Source organism: Nocardia vaccinii NBRC 15922 (assembly GCF_001613305.1).
Taxonomy (GTDB): Bacteria; Actinomycetota; Actinomycetes; order Mycobacteriales; family Mycobacteriaceae; genus Nocardia; species Nocardia vaccinii.
Window position 1 is genome coordinate 86,054 of record NZ_BDCC01000062.1, and the last position, 23,482, is coordinate 109,535.

Annotated in this window: 17 protein-coding genes; 8 read left to right on the forward strand and 9 right to left on the reverse strand. The window is 67.5% G+C overall.

What is annotated here, in order from left to right; all coding sequences use genetic code 11:
- Positions 1-252 precede the first annotated feature (252 nt).
- Positions 253-2,442 (forward strand): ATP-dependent DNA helicase, encoded by a 2,190-nt coding sequence (locus NV1_RS33135; RefSeq protein ID WP_067900594.1) that lies wholly within the window; start codon positions 253-255, stop codon positions 2,440-2,442.
- 3 nt (positions 2,443-2,445) lie between these two features.
- Here NV1_RS33135 and NV1_RS33140 read toward each other — a convergent pair whose 3' ends face one another.
- Positions 2,446-2,967, reverse strand: a complete 522-nt coding sequence (locus NV1_RS33140) for a DoxX family protein (protein WP_084526130.1) — start codon at positions 2,965-2,967, stop codon at positions 2,446-2,448.
- 108 nt (positions 2,968-3,075) lie between these two features.
- Positions 3,076-4,440 (reverse strand): NCS2 family permease, encoded by a 1,365-nt coding sequence (locus tag NV1_RS33145; RefSeq protein ID WP_067900686.1) that lies wholly within the window; start codon positions 4,438-4,440, stop codon positions 3,076-3,078.
- Between the two features lie 310 nt (positions 4,441-4,750).
- Between NV1_RS33145 and NV1_RS33150 the strand changes: the two genes are divergently transcribed.
- Positions 4,751-6,814: an AMP-binding protein gene (locus tag NV1_RS33150; protein ID WP_067900597.1), complete on the forward strand. Its 2,064-nt coding sequence runs from the start codon at positions 4,751-4,753 to the stop codon at positions 6,812-6,814.
- Between the two features lie 249 nt (positions 6,815-7,063).
- Positions 7,064-9,124: an AMP-binding protein gene (locus NV1_RS33155; protein ID WP_067900600.1), complete on the forward strand. Its 2,061-nt coding sequence runs from the start codon at positions 7,064-7,066 to the stop codon at positions 9,122-9,124.
- A 135-nt stretch (positions 9,125-9,259) separates the two neighbouring features.
- On the opposite strand, the gene glgP is transcribed toward NV1_RS33155, so the two are convergent.
- Together glgP and NV1_RS33165 are read right to left on the reverse strand one after the other, a co-directional pair.
- Positions 9,260-11,974 carry an alpha-glucan family phosphorylase gene (gene glgP, locus NV1_RS33160; RefSeq protein ID WP_067900603.1) on the reverse strand — a complete coding sequence of 905 codons (2,715 nt, stop codon included), beginning with the start codon at positions 11,972-11,974 and terminating at the stop codon, positions 9,260-9,262.
- A gap of 131 nt (positions 11,975-12,105) precedes the next feature.
- Positions 12,106-12,870 (reverse strand): dienelactone hydrolase family protein, encoded by a 765-nt coding sequence (locus NV1_RS33165; RefSeq protein ID WP_067900607.1) that lies wholly within the window; start codon positions 12,868-12,870, stop codon positions 12,106-12,108.
- A gap of 161 nt (positions 12,871-13,031) precedes the next feature.
- Between NV1_RS33165 and NV1_RS33170 the strand changes: the two genes are divergently transcribed.
- Positions 13,032-15,038, forward strand: a complete 2,007-nt coding sequence (locus NV1_RS33170; protein ID WP_067900610.1) for an alpha-1,4-glucan--maltose-1-phosphate maltosyltransferase — start codon at positions 13,032-13,034, stop codon at positions 15,036-15,038.
- A 43-nt stretch (positions 15,039-15,081) separates the two neighbouring features.
- A complete protein-coding gene (glgB, locus tag NV1_RS33175) occupies positions 15,082-17,262 on the forward strand; it encodes a 1,4-alpha-glucan branching protein GlgB (RefSeq protein ID WP_084526142.1) in 2,181 nt (726 codons plus the stop codon).
- Positions 17,263-17,413: 151 nt separating this feature from the next.
- On the opposite strand, the gene NV1_RS33180 is transcribed toward glgB, so the two are convergent.
- From NV1_RS33180 to NV1_RS33195, 4 genes are all read right to left on the reverse strand, one after another.
- Positions 17,414-18,256: a tetratricopeptide repeat protein gene (locus NV1_RS33180; RefSeq protein WP_067900617.1), complete on the reverse strand. Its 843-nt coding sequence runs from the start codon at positions 18,254-18,256 to the stop codon at positions 17,414-17,416.
- Positions 18,257-18,317: 61 nt separating this feature from the next.
- A complete protein-coding gene (locus NV1_RS33185; protein ID WP_067900619.1) occupies positions 18,318-18,674 on the reverse strand; it encodes a DUF3817 domain-containing protein in 357 nt (118 codons plus the stop codon).
- Positions 18,675-18,744: 70 nt separating this feature from the next.
- Positions 18,745-19,155 (reverse strand): hypothetical protein, encoded by a 411-nt coding sequence (locus tag NV1_RS33190; protein WP_084526144.1) that lies wholly within the window; start codon positions 19,153-19,155, stop codon positions 18,745-18,747.
- 136 nt (positions 19,156-19,291) lie between these two features.
- Entirely contained in the window at positions 19,292-20,473 is a 1,182-nt protein-coding gene (locus NV1_RS33195) for an acetyl-CoA C-acetyltransferase (RefSeq protein ID WP_084526132.1), read from the reverse strand.
- A gap of 117 nt (positions 20,474-20,590) precedes the next feature.
- Between NV1_RS33195 and mce the strand changes: the two genes are divergently transcribed.
- The 3 genes from mce to NV1_RS33210 all read left to right on the forward strand — a co-directional run bounded on the left by mce (position 20,591) and on the right by NV1_RS33210 (position 22,560).
- Entirely contained in the window at positions 20,591-21,061 is a 471-nt protein-coding gene (gene mce, locus NV1_RS33200; RefSeq protein WP_067900628.1) for a methylmalonyl-CoA epimerase, read from the forward strand.
- Positions 21,062-21,147: 86 nt separating this feature from the next.
- Entirely contained in the window at positions 21,148-22,146 is a 999-nt protein-coding gene (locus NV1_RS33205; protein ID WP_067900632.1) for a coiled-coil domain-containing protein, read from the forward strand.
- A 105-nt stretch (positions 22,147-22,251) separates the two neighbouring features.
- Positions 22,252-22,560: an Rv1322 family protein gene (locus tag NV1_RS33210; protein WP_067900634.1), complete on the forward strand. Its 309-nt coding sequence runs from the start codon at positions 22,252-22,254 to the stop codon at positions 22,558-22,560.
- Positions 22,561-22,921: 361 nt separating this feature from the next.
- On the opposite strand, the gene nucS is transcribed toward NV1_RS33210, so the two are convergent.
- On the reverse strand, positions 22,922-23,482 hold a 561-nt coding region (gene nucS, locus NV1_RS33215), incomplete at its 5' end, for an endonuclease NucS (RefSeq protein ID WP_245714053.1).

Below are 23,482 nucleotides of genomic sequence, written 5' to 3' on the forward strand. Positions count from 1 at the left end.
TCCGACCGGCGAGACGGTCCGCGCACCTCGGAGTCGGCGTTGGCCAACGGAGCCTGGGTGACCTCCGGCGGGACTTCTCGGACGCCACCGCCACGCGCCCGACCGGCGAAGCCGAGCGCTTCGGTGTCCGCGCTGCCCGCGGCTGGGGAACTGGGCGCGAGAGCGGTCCTGTCGCGCGCTCCCGAAGGCGGGCGTGCCCAACCGCAGGCACGTAATTGCAGATATGTCGGAGCCCAGCGATAGTCTGCCTGCGTGCCCGAACTCCCGCCAGTGCCGACCCTGTTGACGACCGCCGTGGAAGCGCTCGGCGGTAAGGCGCGCAAGGGGCAGCAGACCATGGCGGCCGCGGTCGCGCACTCGATCGACACCAAGGAGCATCTGGCGGTGCAGGCCGGCACGGGCACCGGCAAGTCGCTGGCCTATCTGGTGCCCAGCCTGCGGCACGCGGTGCAGACCGGCCGCACGGTGGTGGTCTCCACCGCCACGATCGCGCTGCAGCGGCAGCTGGTGGACCGGGACCTGCCGCGGCTGGCCGAGGCGCTGGCCGGACCGCTGGGCCGTCGGCCGAAATTCGCGATCCTCAAGGGCCGCAACAACTATCTGTGCCTGAACAAGATCAACAGCGCGATTCCGGACGAGGAACCCGAGGCCGAACTCTTCGACGCGTTCGCCATCTCGCGGCTGGGTCGCGAGGTGCAGCGGCTCAACGACTGGGCCTCGGACACCGAGACCGGCGATCGTGACGAGGTGGCGCCGGGCGTCACCGATCGGGCGTGGCGGCAGGTGAGCGTGTCGTCCCGGGAATGTCTGGGCAAGTCGCGCTGCCCGTTCGGCACCGACTGCTTCGCCGAACGCGCCCGCGCCGAATCCGGCCAGGCCGATGTGGTGGTCACCAATCACGCGCTGCTGGCCATCGATGCCATCAGCGGTGTGCAGGTGCTACCCGAACACGACGTCGTGGTGATCGACGAGGCGCACGAACTCGTCGACCGGGTCACCGGCGTCGCGACCGCGGAGCTGTCCACGAGCGCGATCAGCGCGGCCGCCAAACGCTGCGCCAAACTCGTCGACGAGCAGGAGGTCGATCGGCTCGAGGGCGCCGCGGAGGCCTGGCACGACCTCCTCGAGGATCTGCCGCCCGGCCGCTGGGATCAGCTGCCCGGCGGCGCGGGCCCGGTGCTGGCGCTGATCCGCGACGCGGCATGGAATGCCCGTACCGCCCTCGCACCGCCGGGTTCCGGTGCGCCACAAGGCGATCCGGAAGATGTGGCCGCCCGGAACATGGCCCTGTCGGCGGTGGAGGAGGTGCACGATGCCGCGGTGCGCGCGCTGACCACCTTCGAGGAGTCCGATCCCGCCGCACGCCGCGACGTGATCTGGTTGGCCGCCGACGAACTGCGCGGCATCGCCCGTCGTACCCTGCACATGGCGCCGCTCTCGGTCGGCGGACTGCTGCGCAGCCGCCTGTTCGGCACCGCCACGGTGGTGCTGACCTCGGCCACCCTGCAGGTGGGAGGCTCGTTCGACGGGCTGGCGATCACCTGGGGCCTACCGGCGCAGTCGGCGAACCGCGTCGACACCGGCGGTAGCGACGGGCCCGCAGGCGGCAGCTCGCGTAACCACGCAGGGCCCCGCGAACGCCGCGTCGACACCGGCGGTAGCGACGGGCCCGGAGGCGGCAGCCTGCGTAACCACGTAGGGCCCCGCGAACGCCGCGTCGATTCAGCACTGGCCAACGGCGGTGAGGCACCGTCGGATTCGGATGTGGTCCGGTGGAATTCGCTCGATGTCGGTTCCCCGTTCGACCATGCCAAGTCCGGCATCCTGTACGTCGCCAAACATCTGCCCGCTCCCGGCCGCGACGGATTGGCCCCGGCATATCTGGACGAGATCGACCGGCTCATCCGCGCCGCGGGCGGCCGCACCCTGGGCCTGTTCTCCTCGATGCGCGCGGCCAAGGCGGCCACCGAGGCCCTGCGCGAGCGCCTGGACACCCCGATCCTGTGCCAGGGCGAGGACGCCACCGGCGCGCTGGTGCGCAAATTCGCCGACGATCCGGAGACCTCACTGTTCGGCACCTTGTCGCTGTGGCAGGGCGTGGACGTCCCGGGCCCGTCGCTGAGCCTGGTGATCCTGGACCGCATCCCATTTCCCCGGCCGGACGATCCGCTGCTGGTGGCCCGGCAGAAGGCCGTGGAGTCCCGCGGCGGCAACGGTTTCATGGCGATCGCGGCCAACCACGCCGCCCTGCTGCTCGCCCAGGGCACCGGCCGCCTGCTGCGCAGCGTCGAGGATCGCGGCGTGGTCGCCATCCTGGATTCCCGCCTGGCCACCGCCCGTTACGGCTCCTACCTGCGCGCCTCGCTGCCGCCCTACTGGGAGACCGCGGACCCCGAGGTTGTCGTCAAGGCCCTGCGGCGCTTGAACGCCGCCGCGAAGTAGGAGTTACTTCACGAGGAGAGTGATCACCGCGGCGATGCCGCCGAGCGCGATCGCTCCCAGGCCCCAGACGAGCCCCCGGCGTTGCCAAGCGCGGTTGTGGTCCAGCGAGATCCGGCCCGGTCCGGTGAAGCCGAGAGCGGTCGCCGCGACGATCAACAGCACCGCGGAGGAGGCGGCGACCAGGCCGTGCGGCCAGGTCACGTGCACCGCGTTGATCATGGTGCCGATGACGACGGCCGCGGCCAGCGGGGTCAGCAGCCCGAGTACCAGCAGGGTGCCGCCGGTGAATTCACACAACCCGGCCAGGGTGCCGAACACCTTCCCCGGCTGGTACCCCATTCGCTCGAAGTTCTCGTTGGTCCGCTGCCACCCGGCGCCGTGAAACCAACCGAACAGTTTCTCGCTTCCGGTGACGAACAGCAGACCACCACAGCCGACCCGGAGCACGAGCATGCCGATGTCCGTGCCCACCGACTCGACGGCGGATATGTGCGGCGCCTGTGGCGCGGTGGTGTCGACGGTCATATCGAATCCTCGCGATCTCGGTCTCGATGGACGGCGGGAGCAACGTTGCGGACCGCGTCTGCTGAGACCACGACATCGGGCGCCGACCGGTTCGCCCGATCGCGAAAATCACCTGTTGGCCAGGAAGAAGAAGTAGGCCAGGAAGATCACCGCCAACACCCACACGACCGGGTGCACCTCACGGCCGCGACGTTTGGCGACCATCACGATCGGATAGAACAGCAGGCCCATGGCTATGCCGTTGGCGATGGAGTAGGTCAGCGGCATCATGATCACCGTGATGAAGGCCGGTATGGCGTATTCCAGTTCACCCCAGTCGATGTGACCGAGCGACCGGGACATCAGCACGCCGACGACGATGAGGGCCGGGGCGGTCACCGAGGGCGCGCCCGCGACGACGTCGAAGACCGGGAACAAGAACATCGCGATCAGGAACCACCCGGCGGTCGAAACCGCCGTCACCCCGGTCCGCCCCCCGGCGCTGACGCCCGCGGTGGACTCCACATAGGCGGTGGTGGTGGACGTGCCGATGATCGCACCGGCCGCCGTGCCGATCGAATCCGAGGCGAATGCCTGCGCCGCTCGCGGCAGCTTGCCTTCGGGGGTGAGCAGCCCGGCCTGATTGGCGATGCCGATCAGCGTGCCCGAGGCATCGAAGAAGTCGACGAACAGCATGGTCAACACGACGATCGCCATCTGCCCGGTGAAGGCGTGCGGCAGATTGATGATGGCCTGCCCGAAGGTCTTGTCCAGGCCGTGCGGCATGGCCACCACCGCATGCGGCAGCGATACCAGCCCACTGACGATGCCCACGATCGTGGTCGCGACGATGCCGTACAACACCGCGCCGTGCCAGCCCAGTACCAGGAAGATCACCGTCACCAGCAGACCGAACAGCGCCAGCAGGGTGGTCCCCTTGGTGAAGTCGCCCAGATGGACGAACGTCGACTCGCTGGCCACCACCAGGCCGGCGTTCTTCAGGCCGAGGAAGGCCACGAACATGCCGATGCCCGCCCCGACGGCCAGTTTCAGCTGCATCGGAATGGCGTCGATGATCCGCTCGCGGATCTTGGTGATCGCGAGCAGGAAGAAGATCACGCCCGACAGCAGCGTGCCCGACAGCGCGACCTGCCAGTGGATACCCATGCCGAGCACCACCGAGTAGGCGAAGAATGCGTTCAGCCCCATCCCCGGCGCGAGGGCGATGGGGTAGCGCGCCCACAACCCCATCACGAGGGTGCCCACCACCGCGGCGACGGCGGTCGCGGTGAATACCGCCTGAGCGGGAATTCCCTTGGCGCCCAGGGTGCCGTGATCACCGAGCACCGCGGGGTTGACCGCGAGCACGTAGGACATCGCGAGGAAGGTGACGGTCCCGGCCATGATCTCGCGCTTCACGGTCGATCCGAGCCTGCTGATCCCGAAGTAGGCGTCCACACGCCCCTTCGCACCCGACTGGGCATCGATTGTCATCTGCTTCTCCACATGGGCCGGACGGACGTGCCTTTCGAGCACGCTATATGCCGCGTGACGCCGCCGCATCTCCAGTGCCGCGAACCAGCGGCAAGCGATTGCGGCAGACGCGATCCCCGCCAGCGAACACATGGCTGACGCGGTGATCACCGAACTAATTCCAGAATTCAAAGAAGGCAACCAGCGGGCAATTAAATGCAGAATGCACCTAGAATATGAAAGTTATTGACCGTTCCCCAGTGGGCCGTTACAAATGCGTTATCCGCCGAACCGAGCCTGTCGAACCGGCCACGTGAGAATTGCAAAGTGAGTGGTTACTGAAATCGTCGATGCGAGCGCCGATCTCGCGATCGCCCCCGGGGTTCTGTGGGACCTGCTGACCGATCCGCGTAATTACGCCCGGGTATTTCCGGGCATCGGCGCGTGCCATGTGCACGACATCGTCGACGGACGACCCGTGTGGCGCATGCGGATCGGCGGCAGCGACACCGAGATTCACCTGCTCGACGTCCGGGTGATCGCCGATCGCGCGGCGGGCACCCTGGAGTTGCAGTGCACCGAGCGGCGCAGTTTCGCCGCGGTCGCGCTGTCCGGCAGTGCCGATCGAACCCGCGCCACCATCACCTGCGTCGCCCCCGACCGGGTCCACCCACTCATGCCGAATCTCCCCAATGCCGCTGCGGCGGAATGGATCTCGTTCGGACTGCATCGGCTGGTCGATCTCGTGCGCGGCGCGCCGACCTCGATGGTGCTCAACGGCGAGGACTCCACGGTGCGCACCCAGGCCGGGGTCGCCATGCAGATCCTGTCCACCGGCGTGTTGCGCAGCATCCGGCCCGACCGGATGGTCAAACAGATCAACGGTCTGGCCACCTACGGATTCACCCTCGCGGGCGGATATGCGGCGAATGCCGGGTATATCCCGAAGCGCGTCGCGGTGGTGGACGATCGCGGCGCGAGCACCTTCGGCGAGATCCACGCCCGCACCCAGCGACTCGCGGCCGCACTCGCCGATCAGGGTATCGGCACGGGCGATGTCGTCGGCCTGCTCGCGCGCAGCCACCTGGAGATGATCGAAATCGTCACGGCCGTCGCCAAACTCGGTGCCGACCTCATCTTCCTGACCACCTGGCTGTCCGCCCAGCGGATCGCCTCGCTCGCCGAAACCCACCGGATGGCAGCGATATTCACCGATCCCGAGCTGGAACATCTGGCGGCGTACGTGCCGCCGGACGTGATGCGCTTCGGCACGTTCAGCGATCCGGCCCGACCGGACCAGATCGGCGTGGAGCAGCTGATCGCCTCGGGCAGAGGCGATGTCGGCAAGCCGGCCCACCCCGGCCGGCAGATCCTGCTGACGGCGGGCACCAGCGGCCCCGCGAAGGTCGCGGTCCGCCCGCAGCCGCGCGGATTCTCCTCGATCGCGGCGCTGCTGTCGCGCCTGCCGTTCATCATGAACGAGACCATGCTGATCGCGGCGTCACTGTCGCATTCCTGGGGCCTGGCGGCCATGCACATCAGCCATCCGCTGCGCGCGCAGGTGATCCTGCTGGATCGCTTCGACGCCGAGGAGTGCCTGCGTCTGATCGCCGAACACCGGGTGCGCACGCTGATCGTCGTGCCGATCATGGTGGAGCGGATCCTCGATCTGCCCGCCTCGGTGCGGGCGCGCTACGACCTGTCCAGCCTGGAGGTGGTGACCTGCGGCGGCGCACCGCTTTTCGAGGCGACGGTGCTGCGGTTCACCGAGATCTTCGGCGAAATCCTGTACACCATCTACGGATCGACCGAGGTGTCCCTGGGCGCGATCGCCGAACCGGCCGATCTGCGGGTCTCGCCCGCCACCGCCGGGAGCCCGCCGCTCGGCGCGAAATTCGCTGTGCTGGATCATGAATCGCGCCTGCTCCCGGTGGGCGCGATCGGACGGATCTTCGTCGGCCACCATCTGCTGATCGAGGGTTATCTCGATGCTCCGCCGCCGGAGGAAGTCGACGGCATGATCGACACCGGCGACCTGGGATACGTGGACGCGGTCGGACGGCTGTTCGTCGTCGCCCGCGCCGAGGAATTGATCGTCTGCGACGGCGAGAGCGTCTACCCGCGCCCGGTGGAGGAGGCCCTTGCACATCTGCCGCAGGTCAGTGAGAGCGCGGTGGTGGGCGGACCGGATCGCGAATCGGGTCAACGGTTGTCGGCGTTCATCGTCGCGCGGCCGGGCTTCGCGCTGGACGCCGATGCGATCCGCGATTACATCCGGATCCGGTTGGGGCGCGCCTGGGTTCCGCGCGACGTCGTGTTCCTCGACGCGCTCCCCCGCAACGCCAGCGGCAACGTTCTCAAACGCATACTGACTCAACAGCCCGTGCGTCGATGAGCGTGTGCCGAGGCGGCCTGCACATCGGATTACGACGCCTCGCCGAGCCTCCGCGACTCGCCAGCGAATAGTTGACAAGCACGCCCGCACAGGGTTATCTGTAACCTGTGAACACATGCAAACTAGCTGCAATTTAATGCACGATTCACCTAATATTTAATTCTCCTTGACCGGTTGTGCGCGGCCCGTTAAAAAGACGTCAGCCGCCGAACCGAGTTGTCGACCCGGCCCAGCCAGAAGTGCAAGCGTGTGGTTACCGAAATCGTCGATGCGAGCGCCGATCTCGCAATCTCTCCCCGTGTTCTGTGGAAGCTACTCGCGGATCCGGAGACCTACCCTCGGCTGTTCCCCGGCATCGGCGCATGCGATCCGGTGGAGACCATCGACGGCCCGCCGAGTTGGCGCATGCGTGTGGGCAGTGTCGATACCGAGATCCGCATCCTCGACGTCCGATTGGGCCTGAATCGCGAGGCGCACACCGTCGAACTGCAATGCCCGGCCCAGCGCAGTTTCGTCGCGATCCGGTTGCGTGGCACGCCGAGCGGTACGCACGTCGTCATCACCTGCCTCGGACCCGGCCGACTGCATCCGATGGTGCCCACGCTGTCGAATGCGGCCGTGGTCGAGTGGATCATGGCGGGCCTCGACCGCATCGTCGACCTCGCCGACCGCGCCGCGACCTCGATCCTGGTCAACGGCGAGAATTCGTCGATCCGTCTGCAGGCCGGGGTCGCCCGGCAGATGGTGGCCACCGGCGTGGTGCGCACCCTGCGCCCGGACCGCGCGATCAGACAGCTCAGCGGCCTGGCCGCTTGGGGTTTCACCCTGGCCGGCGGCTATGCGGCCGCGGCCGCGCATTCCCCGCGACGTACCGCGATCATCGACGGCCGTGGTGAGCGGACGTTCCGCGAGGTCCACACCCGCAGCCACGCCCTCGCGAGCGCATTGGGCGAACTCGGCCTGGGAGCCGGGGATGCCATCGGCGTGCTGTCCCGCAATCACGCCGAGATGGTCGAGATCATGTCCGCGGCAAGTAAACTCGGCGTCGAAGCGGTGCTGTTCAACACCGGGCTACCGGCCGGTCGAATCGCCGAGATCGCCGAAACTCAACGTCTGGCAATGCTTTTCGCCGATCCAGACCTGGAAGATCTACTCGGCTACATTCCGCAGGATCTGCCGTGTTACCACACCATCGACGACGGAATGCTTCCCGGCCGCACCACGGTCGAGCATCTGATCGCCTCGGGCACGGGCGATTTCGTCAAGCCGCAGCAGCACGGGCGGCTGGTCGTGCTGACCTCCGGCACCAGCGGTAGGTCGAAAGGCGCCGTGCGACCGCATCCCAAGGGATTCGGCACAGTAGCGGCGGTGCTGTCGCGTATACCGCTGCGGATGAACGAGACGATGCTGATCCCCGCGCCGCTGTTCCACACCTGGGGTCTGGCGGCCCTGCAGATCGGTACGCCGCTGCGAGCGACGGTGGTGCTGCCCGAACATTTCGACCCGCGGGACTGCCTGCGTATGATCGCCGAGTTCCGGGTCACCACACTGATCGTCGTTCCGGTCATGGTGCATCGCATCCTGGATCTGCCCGCCTCGGTGCGAGCCCAATACGACACCTCCAGTCTGCGAGTGGTGGCCAGCTGCGGCGCACCGTTGCCCGGGGCGGTCGTGCTGAAGTTCATGGACGCCTTCGGCGACATCCTCTACAACTTCTACGGATCAACCGAGGTGTCCTGGGCGAGTATCGCCGACCCGGCCGATCTGCGCATTGCGCCGACCACCGCCGGACGTCCCCCGCTCGGCACGAAAATCGCTGTGCTGGACGATGATCTGCGGCCCGTGCCGATCGGCGCGACCGGCCGCATCTACGTCGGCAACCACATGCTGTTCGACGGCTACACCGATGCGGATCCGCCCTCGGAGACCGACGGCATGCTCGACACGGGTGATGTCGGCTATCTGGACGCCTCGGGACGACTGTTCGTGGCCGGGCGCGACGACGAGATGATCATCTCCGGCGGTGAGAACGTCTTCCCGCGGCCGGTGGAGGAGGCGCTGTCGCATCTGCCACAGGTCAGCGAGGTCGCGGTGATCGGCGTGCCCGACCGCGAATTCGGCCAGCGCCTGGCCGCTTTCGTCGTCACCCGGGACGGCTTCGCCCTCGACCCGGACATGATCCGCACCTACATCCGCCGCCGCCTCGGGCGCTTCTCGGTCCCCCGCGACGTCGTGTTCCTCGATGCCCTCCCCCGCAACGCCACCGGCAAAATCCTCAAACGCGTCCTGGCCCAACCCATGCGCCACTGACCGGATCGGGGCAGTACACCGCGCTCACCGACGAAATCTCTTGAACTCCAGTAGGTCCGCCCCGTGGGCGACGAGGTGAGCGGACGCCCGGCTGCAGCTATCCGACACGATGAAGTCGCGGCGAGGTGAACCGGCCTACGGGGTCGGCGAGACGACCAGACCGAGTTCGGCCGGGCCGGACAGCAGCCGGTGATGCGGCAGCACACGGACGGTGAAACCGACCGCGCCCGACAGCGGAACCGGCGTCTCGACGGTGAACAACTCCGTGCCGGAATCACTTCCGGCATGCGTCATTTCGACGGTGGTGACCTCGGACAGGTCGTCGTCCGTGCCGACCCGGCCCAGCACCGCCTGAACGGTGACATCGGCAGGGGTCAGGCCCGCGAGATCGATGCGGGCGCGCAGGGACAGTTCGTTGCCGATGACGGGGATGTCGGCCAGGCCGGAACTGTCCACCTGGAGCACCTTCACCTGGTGCCAGGCCGATTCGACCCGGCGTCGATATTCGGCCAGTTCCCGCGCCCCGGTGAAATCGTCCTGCGTCACAGCGGCATACGAGGCGGCGGCCGGAGCGTAGTAGCCGACCGCGTAGTCACGGACCATGCGCGAGGCCAGCACCTTCGGCCCGAGTGTCTGCAGGGTGTGGCGGACCATCTCCATCCAGCGCACCGGCACCCCGTCGTGGTCACGCTCGTAGAAGCGCGGCAGCACAGCACGTTCCATCGTCTCGTACAGCGCCGCGGCCTCCAGATCGTCCCGGCGGTGCTCATCGCGCACCCCGTCCGCGGTGGGGATGGCCCAACCGTTCTCGCCGTCGTACATCTCGTCCCACCAGCCGTCCCGGATGGACAGGTTCAAACCGCCGTTGAGCGCGGCCTTCATCCCGGACGTGCCGCAGGCCTCGAGCGGGCGCAGCGGATTGTTCAGCCACACATCGCATCCCCAGTACAGGTACCGGGCCATCGACATGTCGTAGTCCGGCAGGAACACGATGCGGTGCCGGACACCGACGTCATCGGCGAAGCGCACCACCTGCTGGATCAGCCCCTTACCGCCGTCATCGGCCGGATGGCTCTTACCGGCGACCACCAGTTGCACCGGGCGATCGGGATCGGTCAGCAGCCCGCGCAACCGTTCCGGATCACGCAGCATCAGCGTCAGGCGCTTGTAGGTGGGCACCCGCCGGGCGAAGCCGACGGTCAGCACGCCCGGATCGAAAACCTCGTCCACCCAACCCAATTCGGCCGGAGCGGCGCCGCGCTCGAGCCACGAGGCCCGCAACCGCCGACGCACCTCGGCAACGAGGATGCCGCGCAACGTATTCCGCGTCGACCACAGCTCGCGCAGATCGACATCGTGTAGCCGTTCCCAGCCGCGCGCCTCCTCGACCGGTTCCGGACCGGCGAATTCCCGTGCTGAAGCCGATGGCGGCGGTGGCGTGCCCTGCGTGGTGACGCGAGCTGCATCCTCCGGGCCCGACGCCACCGCCGCGGCGTCGATCCATTCGCGGGCGGCCCAGGTCGGCGCGTGCACGCCGTTGGTGACCGACCCGATCGGCACCTCGGCCGAATCGAATCCGGGCCACAGCGGTGCGAACATGCTCCGGCTGACCTCACCGTGCAATCGGGAGACGCCGTTGGCGCGCTGGGCCAGCCGCAAACCCAGATGGGCCATATTGAATACCGACGGATCGGCTTCACGCCCCAGCGCCACGATGCGGTCCACCGAAACCCCCGGCAACAAAGGAGATTCGCGCTCACCGTGGTCTCCGCCGAAATACCGCCGCACCAGCGAACCGGCGAACCGGTCGATCCCCGCGGGCACCGGGGTGTGCGTGGTGAATACCGTCCCGGCCCGAACCGCGGTCAGCGCCGAGTCGAAATCCAATCCGCCGGACATGAATTCGCGAATCCGCTCGATCCCCAGAAATCCGGCGTGCCCCTCGTTCATGTGGAACACGTCCGGATCGAGCAACCCGTGCGCACGGGTATACGCCCGCACCGCACGCACCCCGCCGATCCCGGCCAGGATCTCCTGCTTGATCCGATGATCCTGATCACCCCCGTACAACCGGTCGGTGACCGCGCGCAGCTCGGGATCGTTCTCGGCGATATCGGAATCCAACAGCAGCAACGGAATTCGTCCCACCTGAGCGATCCACACCCGCGCCCGCAGCACCCGTCCCTCGGGCATCGGCACGTGCACCAGCACCGGAGAACCATCGGCTGTGTCGATCGGCGGCGCCTCCGAGGGCCCGGCGTGGTGACGCTCCGCCGCCTGGCCCGCCGGGTGCGCCGCGGTCAGCAACCGCAACGGCAACCCCTGCGGGTCCAGATCCGGATAGTGCTCACGCTGCCATCCATCGGCGGTCAGCGATTGCCGGAAATAGCCGGAGCGGTACAGCAATCCGACGCCGATCAGCGGAAGTCCCAGATCCGAGGCCGCTTTCAGATGATCCCCGGCCAGGATCCCCAACCCGCCGGAGTAGTTCGGCAGCACCTCGGTGACGCCGAACTCCATCGAGAAGTACGCGATGCAGCGCGGGCCCTGATCCTGTCTGCCGAACCAGCGCGGCCGGGTCAGATAATCCCGCAGGTCGGCCGCGGCGGCGTCGACCGTACGCAGGTATCCCTCGTCGGCGGCCAGCTCGTCCAGCCGCTCGGCCGGGACCTCCCCGAGCATCCGCACCGGATCGCGGCCGAGCTCCACCCACAGCCGCGGATCGAGGTCTGCGAACACATCCTGCGTCGGGCCATGCCAGGACCAGCGCAGATTTGTGGCGAGTTCGCCGAGCGCGGACAGCCGCTCGGGCAGATGGGCACGGACGGTGAAGCGACGCAATGCCTTCATTGGGTAGAAACTACACGCCGAGCAGGGCGCACGCGGCACCGAACAACGCTGCCGCAGGGCCCTGACCTGTGCTCATCGATTCCCGGGCCGCCGCCATCGGTCCGGCGCGGCGGCCGGGACCCGGAGGGGAACTACTTCGAGCCCAGCGTGCGATCGAGCAACGCGACCAGATCGCGGTAGTGACGCTCGGTCGCCTCGGCGTCGTACGCCTCGGTGTCGGCCTGGGTGTAGCCGTGGACCGCATCCTTGTAGACCTCGGTGGTGTGGGTGATGCCCGCCGCGTCCAGCGCCTCGTCGAACGTCTCGATCTGCTCGGGAGTCGCCCCCTGGTCGTTGTCGGCGTATCCCAGGAACAGCTCCGCGGTAATCGGCGCGATCTGCGAATGAATGCTGTCCGGACCATCGGTGACCAGACCACTGGTGTGGAAGCATCCGCCGGCCGCGACCCGCTCGGGATGCGCGGCGGCGGTGGCCAGCACCAGCCGTCCGCCCAGGCAGTATCCGGTCAGACCGACCGGACCTTCGCCGACCAGCTCGGACGAGGCCAGCCAGTCCAGGTACGCGGCCGAATCGGACTTCACGACCTCGGGGGTCAGCGCATGCATCAGCGGCCGGATCTTTTGGAAGATCTCCGGGCGCGCCTTCAGATCGATCGGGTCCGGCAGGTCGAACAGCGGCGCGCGGCCCGCCCGATAGAACGCGTTCGGCACCAGAACCGTATAGCCGTGGGCGGCGATGCGGTCGGCCACTGCGCGCAGCGCCGGACGCAGGCCGAAGGCGTCCTGGTACGCGATCACGCCCGGATGCGCGGCGCCGTCGTCGGGATGAGCCACATAAGCATCGGCAACACCGTCGGGAGTCTGGATGTCTACCGACACGCCGTGCACTGCGGTCATGGTGGGTCCTCCTGTGTATTCGCCGTTGTCGTGCCCGCAACCGAAAGGGAGGCGAGCGTTCCGCTTCGGTCCTACCGTCCCATACCGATTCCCGCCACCCAGCGCCGCCCGTCCGCCGTCATCGCGGCGAACATGTCCGGATTACCGGTACGGTTGACGCCGTGACCGGTCGCATCGCCATCGATGACACCGCCCCTGCACTCGAACCGGGGCGATATCCGGCCAAGGCCGTGGTCGGTGAGGTGTTCCCGGTCCGCGCTGTGGTCTGGCGCGAGGGGCACGACGCCGTCGCCGCGACACTGGCCGTTCGCGCCCCGAGCGGCTCGCGCACCCAGCGCATCCGCATGTCGCCCGATTACGAGCCCGATGTGTTCAACGCCGTATTCACCCCCACCGAGCCGGGCCCGTGGACCTATCGCATCGAGGGCTGGAGCGATCCGATCGCCGGATGGCGCGCGGCGGTCGAGGCGAAGCTGGCCGTCGGCCAGAGCGCCGCGGATCTGGCCAACGATCTGGAGCTCGGCGCGCGGCTGTTCGACCGTGCCGCACAGGCGGTTCCGAAGAAGCAGTGGGAGCGTCTGCGGGCCGCCGCGGCCGCCCTGCGCAGCGACGATCAGCTGCCCGCGCGGGTGGCGCCGGCCTTCGGCGCCGAGGTGGCCGAGATCCTGCGTGAGCACCCGCTGCGCGAATTCGTCACCCGCGGGCCACAATTCACCGTGCGGGTGGAACGCCGGCGCGCCCTGTACGGCTCGTGGTACGAGTTCTTCCCCCGCTCCACCGGCGGCCGGGACGCCGACGGCAATCCCGCGCACGGCACCTTCGCCACCGCCGCGAAGGAACTGCACCGCATCGCCGCCATGGGTTTCGACGTGGTGTACCTGCCGCCGATCCACCCGATCGGCGCGGTGAACCGCAAGGGCCGCAACAACTCCCTGGCCTGCGAGCCCGACGACGTCGGTTCGCCCTGGGCGATCGGTTCGGCCCACGGCGGCCACGACGCGATCCATCCGGACCTCGGCGATATCGAGGGTTTCACCGAATTCGTCGGCGTCGCACGGCAGCTCGGCCTCGAGGTCGCCCTGGATCTGGCCCTGCAGTGCGCCCCGGACCACCCGTGGGTCACCGAACATCCAGAATGGTTCACCACCCTGCCGGACGGCACCATCGCCTTCGCGGAGAATCCGCCGAAGAAGTACCAGGACATCTACCCGATCAACTTCGACAACGATCCCGACGGCCTCTACGCCGAGGTGCTGCGGGTGGTCCGGTACTGGATCTCCAAGGGCGTCGGCATCTTCCGCGTCGACAACCCGCACACCAAACCCGCCGACTTCTGGGAATGGCTGATCACGCAGGTACACCGCACCGACCCGGACGTGATCTTCCTGTCCGAGGCGTTCACCCGCCCCGCCCGGATGTACGGCCTGGCCCGACGCGGATTCACCCAGTCCTACACGTATTTCACCTGGCGCACCGGCAAACACGAACTCGCCGAATTCGCCCTGGAATTGGCCGCCAAGGCCGACGAGGCACGACCGAACTTGTTCGTCAACACCCCCGACATCCTGCACGAGAGCCTGCAGCACGGCGGTCCGGGCATGTTCGCCATCCGCGCGGTGCTGGCCGCGACGATGGGCCCGGCCTGGGGCGTGTACTCGGGTTTCGAACTGTTCGAACATCAGGCGGTGCGACCGGGCAGCGAGGAGTACCTGGACTCGGAGAAATACGAGTTGCGTCCCCGTCCGTTCACCGAGGCCGCGGCGCGCGGTGAATCGCTCGAACCCTGGTTGACCAGGCTCAACGAGATCCGCCGCGCCCATCCCGCGCTACAGCAATTGCGCTGTCTGAACGTGCATCACGTGAACAACGACGCCCTGCTGGCCTACTCGAAGGTGGATCCGGCCACCGGCGACGCGATGCTGATCGTGGTGAATCTGAATCCGTTCGGGGCCGAGGACGGCATGCTCTCGCTCGACCTGCCCGCGATCGGCCGCGAATGGCACGATCATCCGGTCGTCCTGGACGAGGTCACCGGTGAGGAATACCACTGGGGCCAAACCAATTACGTACGGCTGGACCCGGTCCGCGCGGTCGCGCACATCATCGCCCTGCCACCGGTCTCCGCGGCCGCTCGTACGGAGTTGGCCTACCGCAGGACGTTCCGGTGATCGCCCCGCACCGGAAACCACAGTGCGACAGGAGGTTCAGGTGGTGAACCGGCGCGATCTGCTGCTGCTGGCCGCGGGCACCCACCCGGACCCGCACTCCGTTCTGGGCGCACACCCGCATCCCGACGGCACCGTCGTCAGAGCTCTTCGGCCACATGCGAATTCGGTATCCGCGCGGGTCGGCGGCGAGGACCATCTGCTGAAGCACGTCGAACACGGCCTGTTCGAGGGCCTCGTCCCGTACCCCGACCTGTGGGACTACCGACTGCTTGTCTCCTACCCCGGCGGCCGCACGGTCCTGGACGCCGACGGCTACCGATTCCTGCCCACGCTCGGCGATGTGGATCTGCACCTGATCGGCGAGGGCAGGCACGAACGGCTCTGGGAGGTCCTGGGGGCGCATCCGCGCCGGTACACCACCCTCGACGGCGAAGTGGCGGGCACCTCCTTCGCCGTGTGGGCCCCGAATGCCCGCGGCGTCAGCGTCATCGGCGATTTCGACGGCTGGAGCGGTAACACCGCCCCCATGCGCCGCCTCGGCGGCTCGGGGGTATGGGAGCTGTTCCTCGCCGGGCTCGGACCGGGCGAGAAATACAAGTTCCGGGTGCACGGCGCGGACGGCGGCGTCGTCGAACACGCCGACCCGCTCGCCTTCGCGACCGAGGTCCCCCCCGCGACGGCCTCGGTCATCACCGAAAGTTCCTACCGCTGGCTGGATCAGGAGTGGATGCGCGCACGACGCGCGGCCGATCCGACCCGCGCCCCGATGAGCATCTACGAGGTGCACCTGGGCTCGTGGCGGCCCGGACTCGGCTACCGCGAGGCGGGCGCACAACTCGCCGAATACGTGCGCGCACAGGGGTATACCCACGTCGAACTGCTGCCGATCGCCGAACATCCCTTCGGCGGATCGTGGGGCTACCAGGTCACCTCCTACTACGCCCCGACCGCCAGATTCGGCGCACCCGACGACTTCCGCGCATTCGTGGACATCCTGCACGCCGCGGGCATCGGCGTTCTGCTGGACTGGGTTCCGGCGCACTTCCCGCGCGACGAATGGGCCCTGGCCCGCTTCGACGGCGCGCCCCTCTACGAGCATCCCGACCCGCGCCGGGGCGAGCAATTGGACTGGGGCACCTACGTTTTCGACTTCGGCCGCAACCAGGTCCGCAACTTCCTGGTCGCCAACGCGCTGTACTGGCTCGACGAATTCCACATCGACGGCCTGCGCGTGGACGCCGTGGCTTCCATGCTCTACCTGGACTATTCGCGTCCCGAGGACGGCTGGGAACCCAACATCCACGGCGGCCGGGAGAATCTGGAGGCCGCGCAATTCCTGCAGGAGATGAACGCGACGGTGCACAGACTGCACCCGGGCGCGATCACCATCGCCGAGGAGTCGACCACCTGGCCGGGCGTCACCCGTCCCACCGACGTCGGCGGCCTGGGCTTCACCATGAAATGGAACATGGGCTGGATGCACGACACCCTCGGCTATCTCGGCCGCGATCAGGTGCACCGCAGCTGGCATCACAACGAGATCACCTTCTCGACGGTCTACGCGTGGAGCGAGAACTACGTCCTGCCGATCAGCCACGACGAGGTCGTGCACGGCAAGGGCACGCTGTGGACGCGCATGCCGGGCGACGATTTCGCGAAGGCGTGCGGCGTGCGGGCGCTGCTGGCATACATGTGGTCACATCCTGGCAAACAGTTGCTGTTCATGGGCCAGGACTTCGGGCAGTTCCGCGAGTGGTCCCACGATCACGGCCTCGACTGGCACGAATTGGACAATCCGCTGCATGCGGGCATCCACACTCTCGTCGCCGACCTCAACGCCACCTACCGAGCCCATCCGGCGCTGTGGACCCAGGACACCTCCCCTGGCGGTTACGCCTGGATCGAGGCCGACGATCGCGATCGCAACGTGGTGGCCTTCCTGCGCTACGGCACCGATGGCTCGGCGATAGCCTGCCTCTACAACTTCTCCGGCTCCGAACACCGCGACTACCGCGTCGGCCTCCCGGAACCGGGCCACTGGCACGAAATCCTCAACACCGACGCGATCCCCTACGGCGGCAGCGGAATCGGCAACCTCGGCGGCGTCGACACCGCCGAGATCCCCTGGCACAATCGCCCGGTCTCAGCGGCGATCACCCTCGCCCCCAACAGCGCGATCTGGCTCGCGCCGGAACAGCCGGGCAGCCGCCAGAACCGAGCGTGAGAAATCTCACCCCGGCTGCCGACGTACCGACTGATTTCGCACGAACACGGGTACCTCCGCGGGCACGCCCGAGAGGCAACCAGCCGACCCGGCAACCGGGTCTCCCCGCGCCCGGCGACACGCTCCGGTCACGGGGAGGGGGACGAACCCTCTAGTACAGCGCGGTCGCCAGTTTGCGACGGGCCGCGACGACCGACGGGTCCGCGGTGTCGAAAAGCTCGAACAGCTCCACCAGCCGGGTGCGCACGCGATTGCGGTCATCCCCCGCGGTGCGTTTGATCAGATCGATCAGACGGGTGAAGGCCGCATCGGGCTCGCCTGCGAACAGTTCCATATCCGCGGCGGCGAAGGCGGCGTCGATATCGGCGGGATCGGCATCGGCGCGGGCGACCGCATCCTGCGGCAGCCCCTGTGTGCGGGCGTAGAAGCGCACCTGCCGGAGCGCGGCCTTGGCCTCGGCGTTGGCCGGTTCGGCGGCCAGAATCGCCTCGTAGGCGCTGATCGCCCCCTCGACGTCGCCGCGATCCAGCGCCTCCTCCGCCGCGGTGAAACGCGGATCCTCGGCCTCGGGCTGCGGACCGCCCTCGCCCTCCGGCAGCTGGCCGCGTACGGCATCCATCACCGCCGTGAGCCACTGCCGAACCTGCGGCTCGGGCTGGGCGCCCTGGAAGTCCGCCAGCGGCTGACCACCGGCAACCGCGATCACCGTCGGAATGCCCTGCACACCGAACGCCTGCGCGATGCGCATATTCGGCTCGGCCTCGACGGTCGCCAGATCCCAGCCGCCGTCGGCCTCGCCGGCGAGCCGCTCGAACAGTTTGACCAGCTCCACACTGCCCGGACTGCGCTGCGAATACAGCACCACGACCACCGGCACCTGCATCGAGCGCCGCAGCACCTGGCTCTCGAAATTCGCTTCGGTGACGGCGTGATCGCTCGGAACATCCGTGGCAGCAGGCTGTTTCAAGCTGGACAGATCCACCGCACCGGACATGGCGGCGGCAACGGCAGGCGAGGGACGACGTGCAGCTGGTCGAGTCACAGCTTCCAGTTTGTCACGAGCCCGCGGCGGCAGGTGCCGGGGTTGGGCTCAATTCGCCCAACTGCCCCGACCGGATGGCCCACCGCTCGAACCAGACCGAGGTGAACGGGATCACCGCCGAGACGAGCCCGAGCAGAATCGTGCGGGCCGGCCACTCGAACTCCCGCCATGCCATCAGCAGGCTGAACGCGTAGGCCAGGAAGATGATCCCGTGCACCATGCCGAACACCATGAGCGGCCATTCGACCGGTGGTGTCACACCGTGCTTGAAGTACATACCGATGAACAGCAGCACCCATCCGCACACCTCGAGGATGCCGAAAAGCCGCACCCGCTTGGCCAGGGTGCTCACGTCGAAGATCTCGCCCATGACTCCCCATTGTGCCCAATGGCTACGACACCTCGTAGTGGGTGTGCCCATTCTCTCAGGAAAACGCGGTTCAGCGTCCGCAGTGCACGTTGAACTGCTGCCAGAGGTCGTCCCCGATGAAGCCGCCCCAGTCGATGCACTTGCCCTGCGCCTCGACCTTCGCAAAGGCGAAATCGGTGAACTTGTGCCCGTCGTTGATGACCACCGCCGAGTGGTCCTTCGATTGCCGAACCGCGGCGCCCATCGGGATCGCCGCGCCCGCGTGGTCCCGCACGGTGACCACGCAGTTGGTCCTGCCGTTGTAGGTGAGGAAGATCGTGCCTGCCTTCAGCTCATGCTTGTCGACGACGTTGAAGCCCGCACCGCACTGGCCGCCGTAAGGCGCCGCCGCGGCGGCCGTGGCCGGAACGAGTACTGCCGCACCAGCGGTGATCCCCAGCGCGGTGGTACAGGCAGCGATGAACTTTCGGGTGTTGATCAAGGTGTGAGCCTTTTCTCTCTCATGTCGCATGGGCATGCGGAGTCGCCCCCGAACGCCCGATGCCCTGCCGCACCGAACCTAGGGGGTTGTCGACGACAGAGGATCTCGCAACTTCCCACATCTGGGAACCCGGGCGTTACACCTTCACGATCAGGGCGTCACCCTGGCCGCCGCCACCGCACAGGGCCGCCGCGCCGACACCGCCGCCACGGCGCTTCAGCTCGAGCGCCAGGTGCAGCACGATGCGGGCGCCGGACATGCCCAGGGGGTGGCCGATGGCGATCGCGCCGCCGTTGACGTTCACCTTGGCCGGGTCGATGCCGAGTTTGCGGGTCGAGGCCACCCCGACCGCGGCGAATGCCTCGTTGATTTCCACCACATCCAGGTCCGCAGGTGAAATACCTTCCCGCGCACAGGCTTTGGCGATCGCGTTGGCGGGCTGCTCCTGCAGGGTGGAATCCGGGCCGGCCACCACGCCCGCCGCGCCGATCTCCGCGATCCAGCTCAGGCCGAGCTCCTGGGCCTTGGCCTTGCTCATCACGACCACCGCGGCGGCGCCGTCGGAGATCTGCGAGGCCGAACCCGCGGTGACCGTGCCGTCCTTGCGGAACGCCGGACGCAGCTTGCCCAGCGACTCCACGGTGGTGTCCGCGCGAATGCCCTCGTCCTGCCCGAACAGCAGCGGCTCACCCTTGCGCTGCGGGACCGACACCGGAACCACCTCGTCGTCGAACACACCGTTCTTCCAGGCCGCGGCCGCCTTCTGATGCGAGGCCGCGGCGAACGCGTCCTGATCCTCGCGGCTGACGTGGCCGACGTCGTTGCGCTGCTCGGTCAGCAGGCCCATCGCCTGATCGGTGAAGATGTCGTGCAGCCCGTCGAAGGCCATGTGGTCGCGCAACGTCACGTCGCCGTACTTGAAGCCCTCGCGGCTCTTCTCCAGCAGATGCGGCGCCCGCGTCATCGACTCCTGCCCGCCGGCCACCACGATCTCGTATTCACCGGCCCTAATCAGCTGATCCGCCAACGCGATCGCGTTGATGCCCGACAAACACACCTTGTTCACGGTCAACGCGGGCACGTCCATCGGGATGCCCGCGGCCGCGGCGGCCTGCCGCGCGGGAATCTGCCCCGCACCCGCGGTCAGCACCTGACCCATGATCACGTAGTCGACCGACTCGGGCGACACACCGCCCTTCTCCAGCGCGGCCTTGATCGCGAATCCGCCCAGGTCGGAACCGGAGAATCCGGCGAGCCCACCGAGCAACCGACCGACCGGGGTACGGGCGCCGGAGACGATGACGGAGGTGGTGGTCACGATGAGCCTCACTTCTCGAGTCGATGCAGCGTACGGGCGGCACGAGACCGCTCGATACCCCACGGTAACCCGGCCGCTCTCGACAGCACCACGGTGGTGCGCGCTACCGTTCCAAACGTGAGCACATCCGAAAAGACCGAATTCATTCCCGCCGACTATGTGATCGCCGTGGACCATGTCGGCATCGCCGTACCGGACCTCGACGCAGCTGTGGCCTGGTACTCCGAAAAGCTCGGTATGATCGAGACGCACCGTGAGGTCAACGAGGGCCAGGGGGTGCACGAGGCAATGCTGTCGTTGCCCGCTGCCGGAGACAGGTCGACTGCTCTGCAGTTGCTGGCACCTCTCAATGACGAATCGACCATTGCGAAATTCATCGATCGCAACGGCCCTGGGCTGCAGCAGCTCGCCTACCGGGTGACCGATATCGATGCCGTGGCAAGCAATCTTCGAGACCGGGGCGTTCGGCTGCTCTACGATGCACCGCGTCCGGGCACCGCGGGCTCACGCATCAATTTCCTGCACCCGAAGGATGCTGGAGGTGTGCTCATCGAGCTCGTCGAGCCCAACGCGAATCCTACTCACTAGTACCGCAATCCGACCGCGAAAACTTGTCGTAACGACATTCGCGGTCGGGTCACCATGGCACGGGCGCAAGCGGTAGTTTGTGGGGCATGTCGTCCACTGAGCCCGATCGCAATCGCTTCGTCGCGTTGCCCTTTACCGTGGTCCGGAAGGGGTATGACCGCGATGAAGTTCGCAATTACTTCGACCGATTCGATGCCGAACTGAGGGTCACCGCTACCGACCGCGATGCCGCCGCTGCCCAGGCCCGGAACCTGGCCGCCCAGCTGGAGGATGCGCGTGACGAAATCGATGAGCTGCGTAAAGAAGTCGACCGCCTGTCGGTCCCCCCGACCACCGCGGAGGGGATGAGCGACCGCATCTCCCGGATGCTGCGCCTGGCCTCCGACGAGGCCTCCGAGGTGCGCGCGCAGGCCCAGGCCGAGGCCGCCGAGATGGTCTCCATCGCCGAGCAGCAGGCCACCGAAATGCGTGGTAAGTACGAGTCGCTGCTGGCCGAGACCAAGGAGAAGCGCGAGGCGCTCGAGGTCGAGTTCGAGCAGACCCTCGCCAACGCGCGGACCGAGTCCGCCAAGATCGTCGAGGCCGCTACGGCCGAGGCCGATCGCCTCACCAAGGAGGCCGAGGCCAAGCGCAAGGCCGCGCAGCAGGACTTCGAGGTCAGCATGGCCGACCGGCGCACCAAGCTCACCCGCGCCATGGAGGAGCTGGAGGCCACCAGCCGCTCCGACGCCGCGCAGCGCATCAAGGAAGCGACCGACGAGTCCAACCGCCTGGTCAGCAACGCCACCCAGCAGGCGGACCGCAAGATCGCCCACGCCAAGGAACTCGCCGAGGAGATGCGCGTGCTGCGCGGTCGAGTTCTGGCCCAGCTCTTGGGAATTCGTGGCCAGCTCGATTCCGTTCCGGCCATGCTCGCCGCGGTCAACCGGGAGAGCGAACTGCTCGACGGCGCCCCCGAGCCGCGGTCGCTGTCCAGCAAGCAGTCGGGGTCCGGACGCCAGCAGAAGGCCATCTCCGAGCTGCGTGACGCCGAGGATGAGGTCGTCGACGAAGAACAGCGCGAGAGCGCGGAAGTCGCACGCTAGACAATACTGCTCCCACCCGGGCGACAGATATCCGTTCCAAGGTCGCCCCCTCGCGCGAGGGGGCGACCTTCTTTACGTCACGGACGAGTTACCCTCGATAGCGTCATGCCCCGCCGCAAACCGAGTCCCAGGAGATCGTCGGCGCGGTCCCAGCGGGACCCGCGCCCGCTCGGCGACGCTTTCGGACGCACCGAGGACGGCCCCGGCGGCTCGGAAACCTATGTGGTGCGCACGATTCCGGCTTCCCGCGCGGCGAAGCCCTACCGCTGCCCCGGCTGCGATCACGAAATAGCGCCCGGCACAGCGCATATCGTTGCCTGGGCCGCGGTGGGCGGCGAAGACGATCGCCGCCACTGGCACACCGGGTGCTGGCGAGGCCGCCACACCAGAACCATCACCCGCCGCTGGAGCTGAGCGAGACAGCTCACCTCGGAATGATTTACATCACCAAACTGCCCACAACCGTTGCACGACAGGGACTTCACGCCAACCAGCGAACCGGTCTACAGCCGGCCTCGAAACAGTTGCGCAACAACCGACTTGGCAGGCATGTGGACGACTCCACAGCAGGCCGGCAACTCACTGTTCGTCGAACCGCCGCCGGCACAACTTGCTGTGGCACTCACTTCGCGCTCCCAACGCAACAACTGATCTCGCGAGCACATGGGTAACTCCCTGGAAACGCCCGAAAAACGGCCCGTACTCGACCGACGGCCCGAAGCGAAACAGCCGAGGCACCCAACGACACGCTGAAGTTCCGGAGAGGCGGGGGAGCTCAGAAGAGGCGGAATTCGTCGCTTTCGGTGCCGCGAAGGGCATTGTAATCCAGTGTCACGCAACGGATTCCGCGGTCCGTAGCAAGGGTGCGAGCTTGCGGCTTGATCTGCTGGGCCGCGAAGACGCCGCTCACGGGAGCGAGCAGGGGGTCGCGGTTGAGCAGTTCGAGGTAGCGGGTGAGCTGTTCGACACCGTCGATCTCGCCGCGACGTTTGATCTCCACCGCGACCGTCGCGCCATCGGCGTCCCGGCACAGAATGTCGACCGGGCCGATCGCGGTCATGTACTCGCGACGGACCAATGTGTAACCGGTGCCGAGGGTTTCGATGTGCTCCGCGAGCAGTTCCTGTAGATGCGCCTCGACGCCGTCCTTCACCAGACCGGGATCGATGCCGAGTTCGTGCGAGGAGTCGTGCTCGATCTCCTCGACGGTGATGCGCAACTCCTCACCGGCCTTGTTGGTCACCACCCACAGCTTGGCCGCGGCACTCGCGTAAGGGCCGGAGGCGGCAGCCTGCGTCACCTCTGAGGCCCCGCGAGTGCCGCCATCGGACACAGC

Coding starts and splice junctions, on each gene's coding strand:
- NV1_RS33205 (WP_067900632.1), top strand. CDS start 21,148: ATGTCGTCCACTGAGCCCGATCGCAATCGCTTCGTCGCGTTGCCCTTT.
- NV1_RS33145 (WP_067900686.1), bottom strand. CDS start 4,440: ATGACAATCGATGCCCAGTCGGGTGCGAAGGGGCGTGTGGACGCCTAC.
- NV1_RS33140 (WP_084526130.1), bottom strand. CDS start 2,967: ATGACCGTCGACACCACCGCGCCACAGGCGCCGCACATATCCGCCGTC.
- glgP (WP_067900603.1), bottom strand. CDS start 11,974: ATGAAGGCATTGCGTCGCTTCACCGTCCGTGCCCATCTGCCCGAGCGG.
- NV1_RS33165 (WP_067900607.1), bottom strand. CDS start 12,870: ATGACCGCAGTGCACGGCGTGTCGGTAGACATCCAGACTCCCGACGGT.
- NV1_RS33210 (WP_067900634.1), top strand. CDS start 22,252: ATGCCCCGCCGCAAACCGAGTCCCAGGAGATCGTCGGCGCGGTCCCAG.
- NV1_RS33180 (WP_067900617.1), bottom strand. CDS start 18,256: ATGTCCGGTGCGGTGGATCTGTCCAGCTTGAAACAGCCTGCTGCCACG.
- NV1_RS33185 (WP_067900619.1), bottom strand. CDS start 18,674: ATGGGCGAGATCTTCGACGTGAGCACCCTGGCCAAGCGGGTGCGGCTT.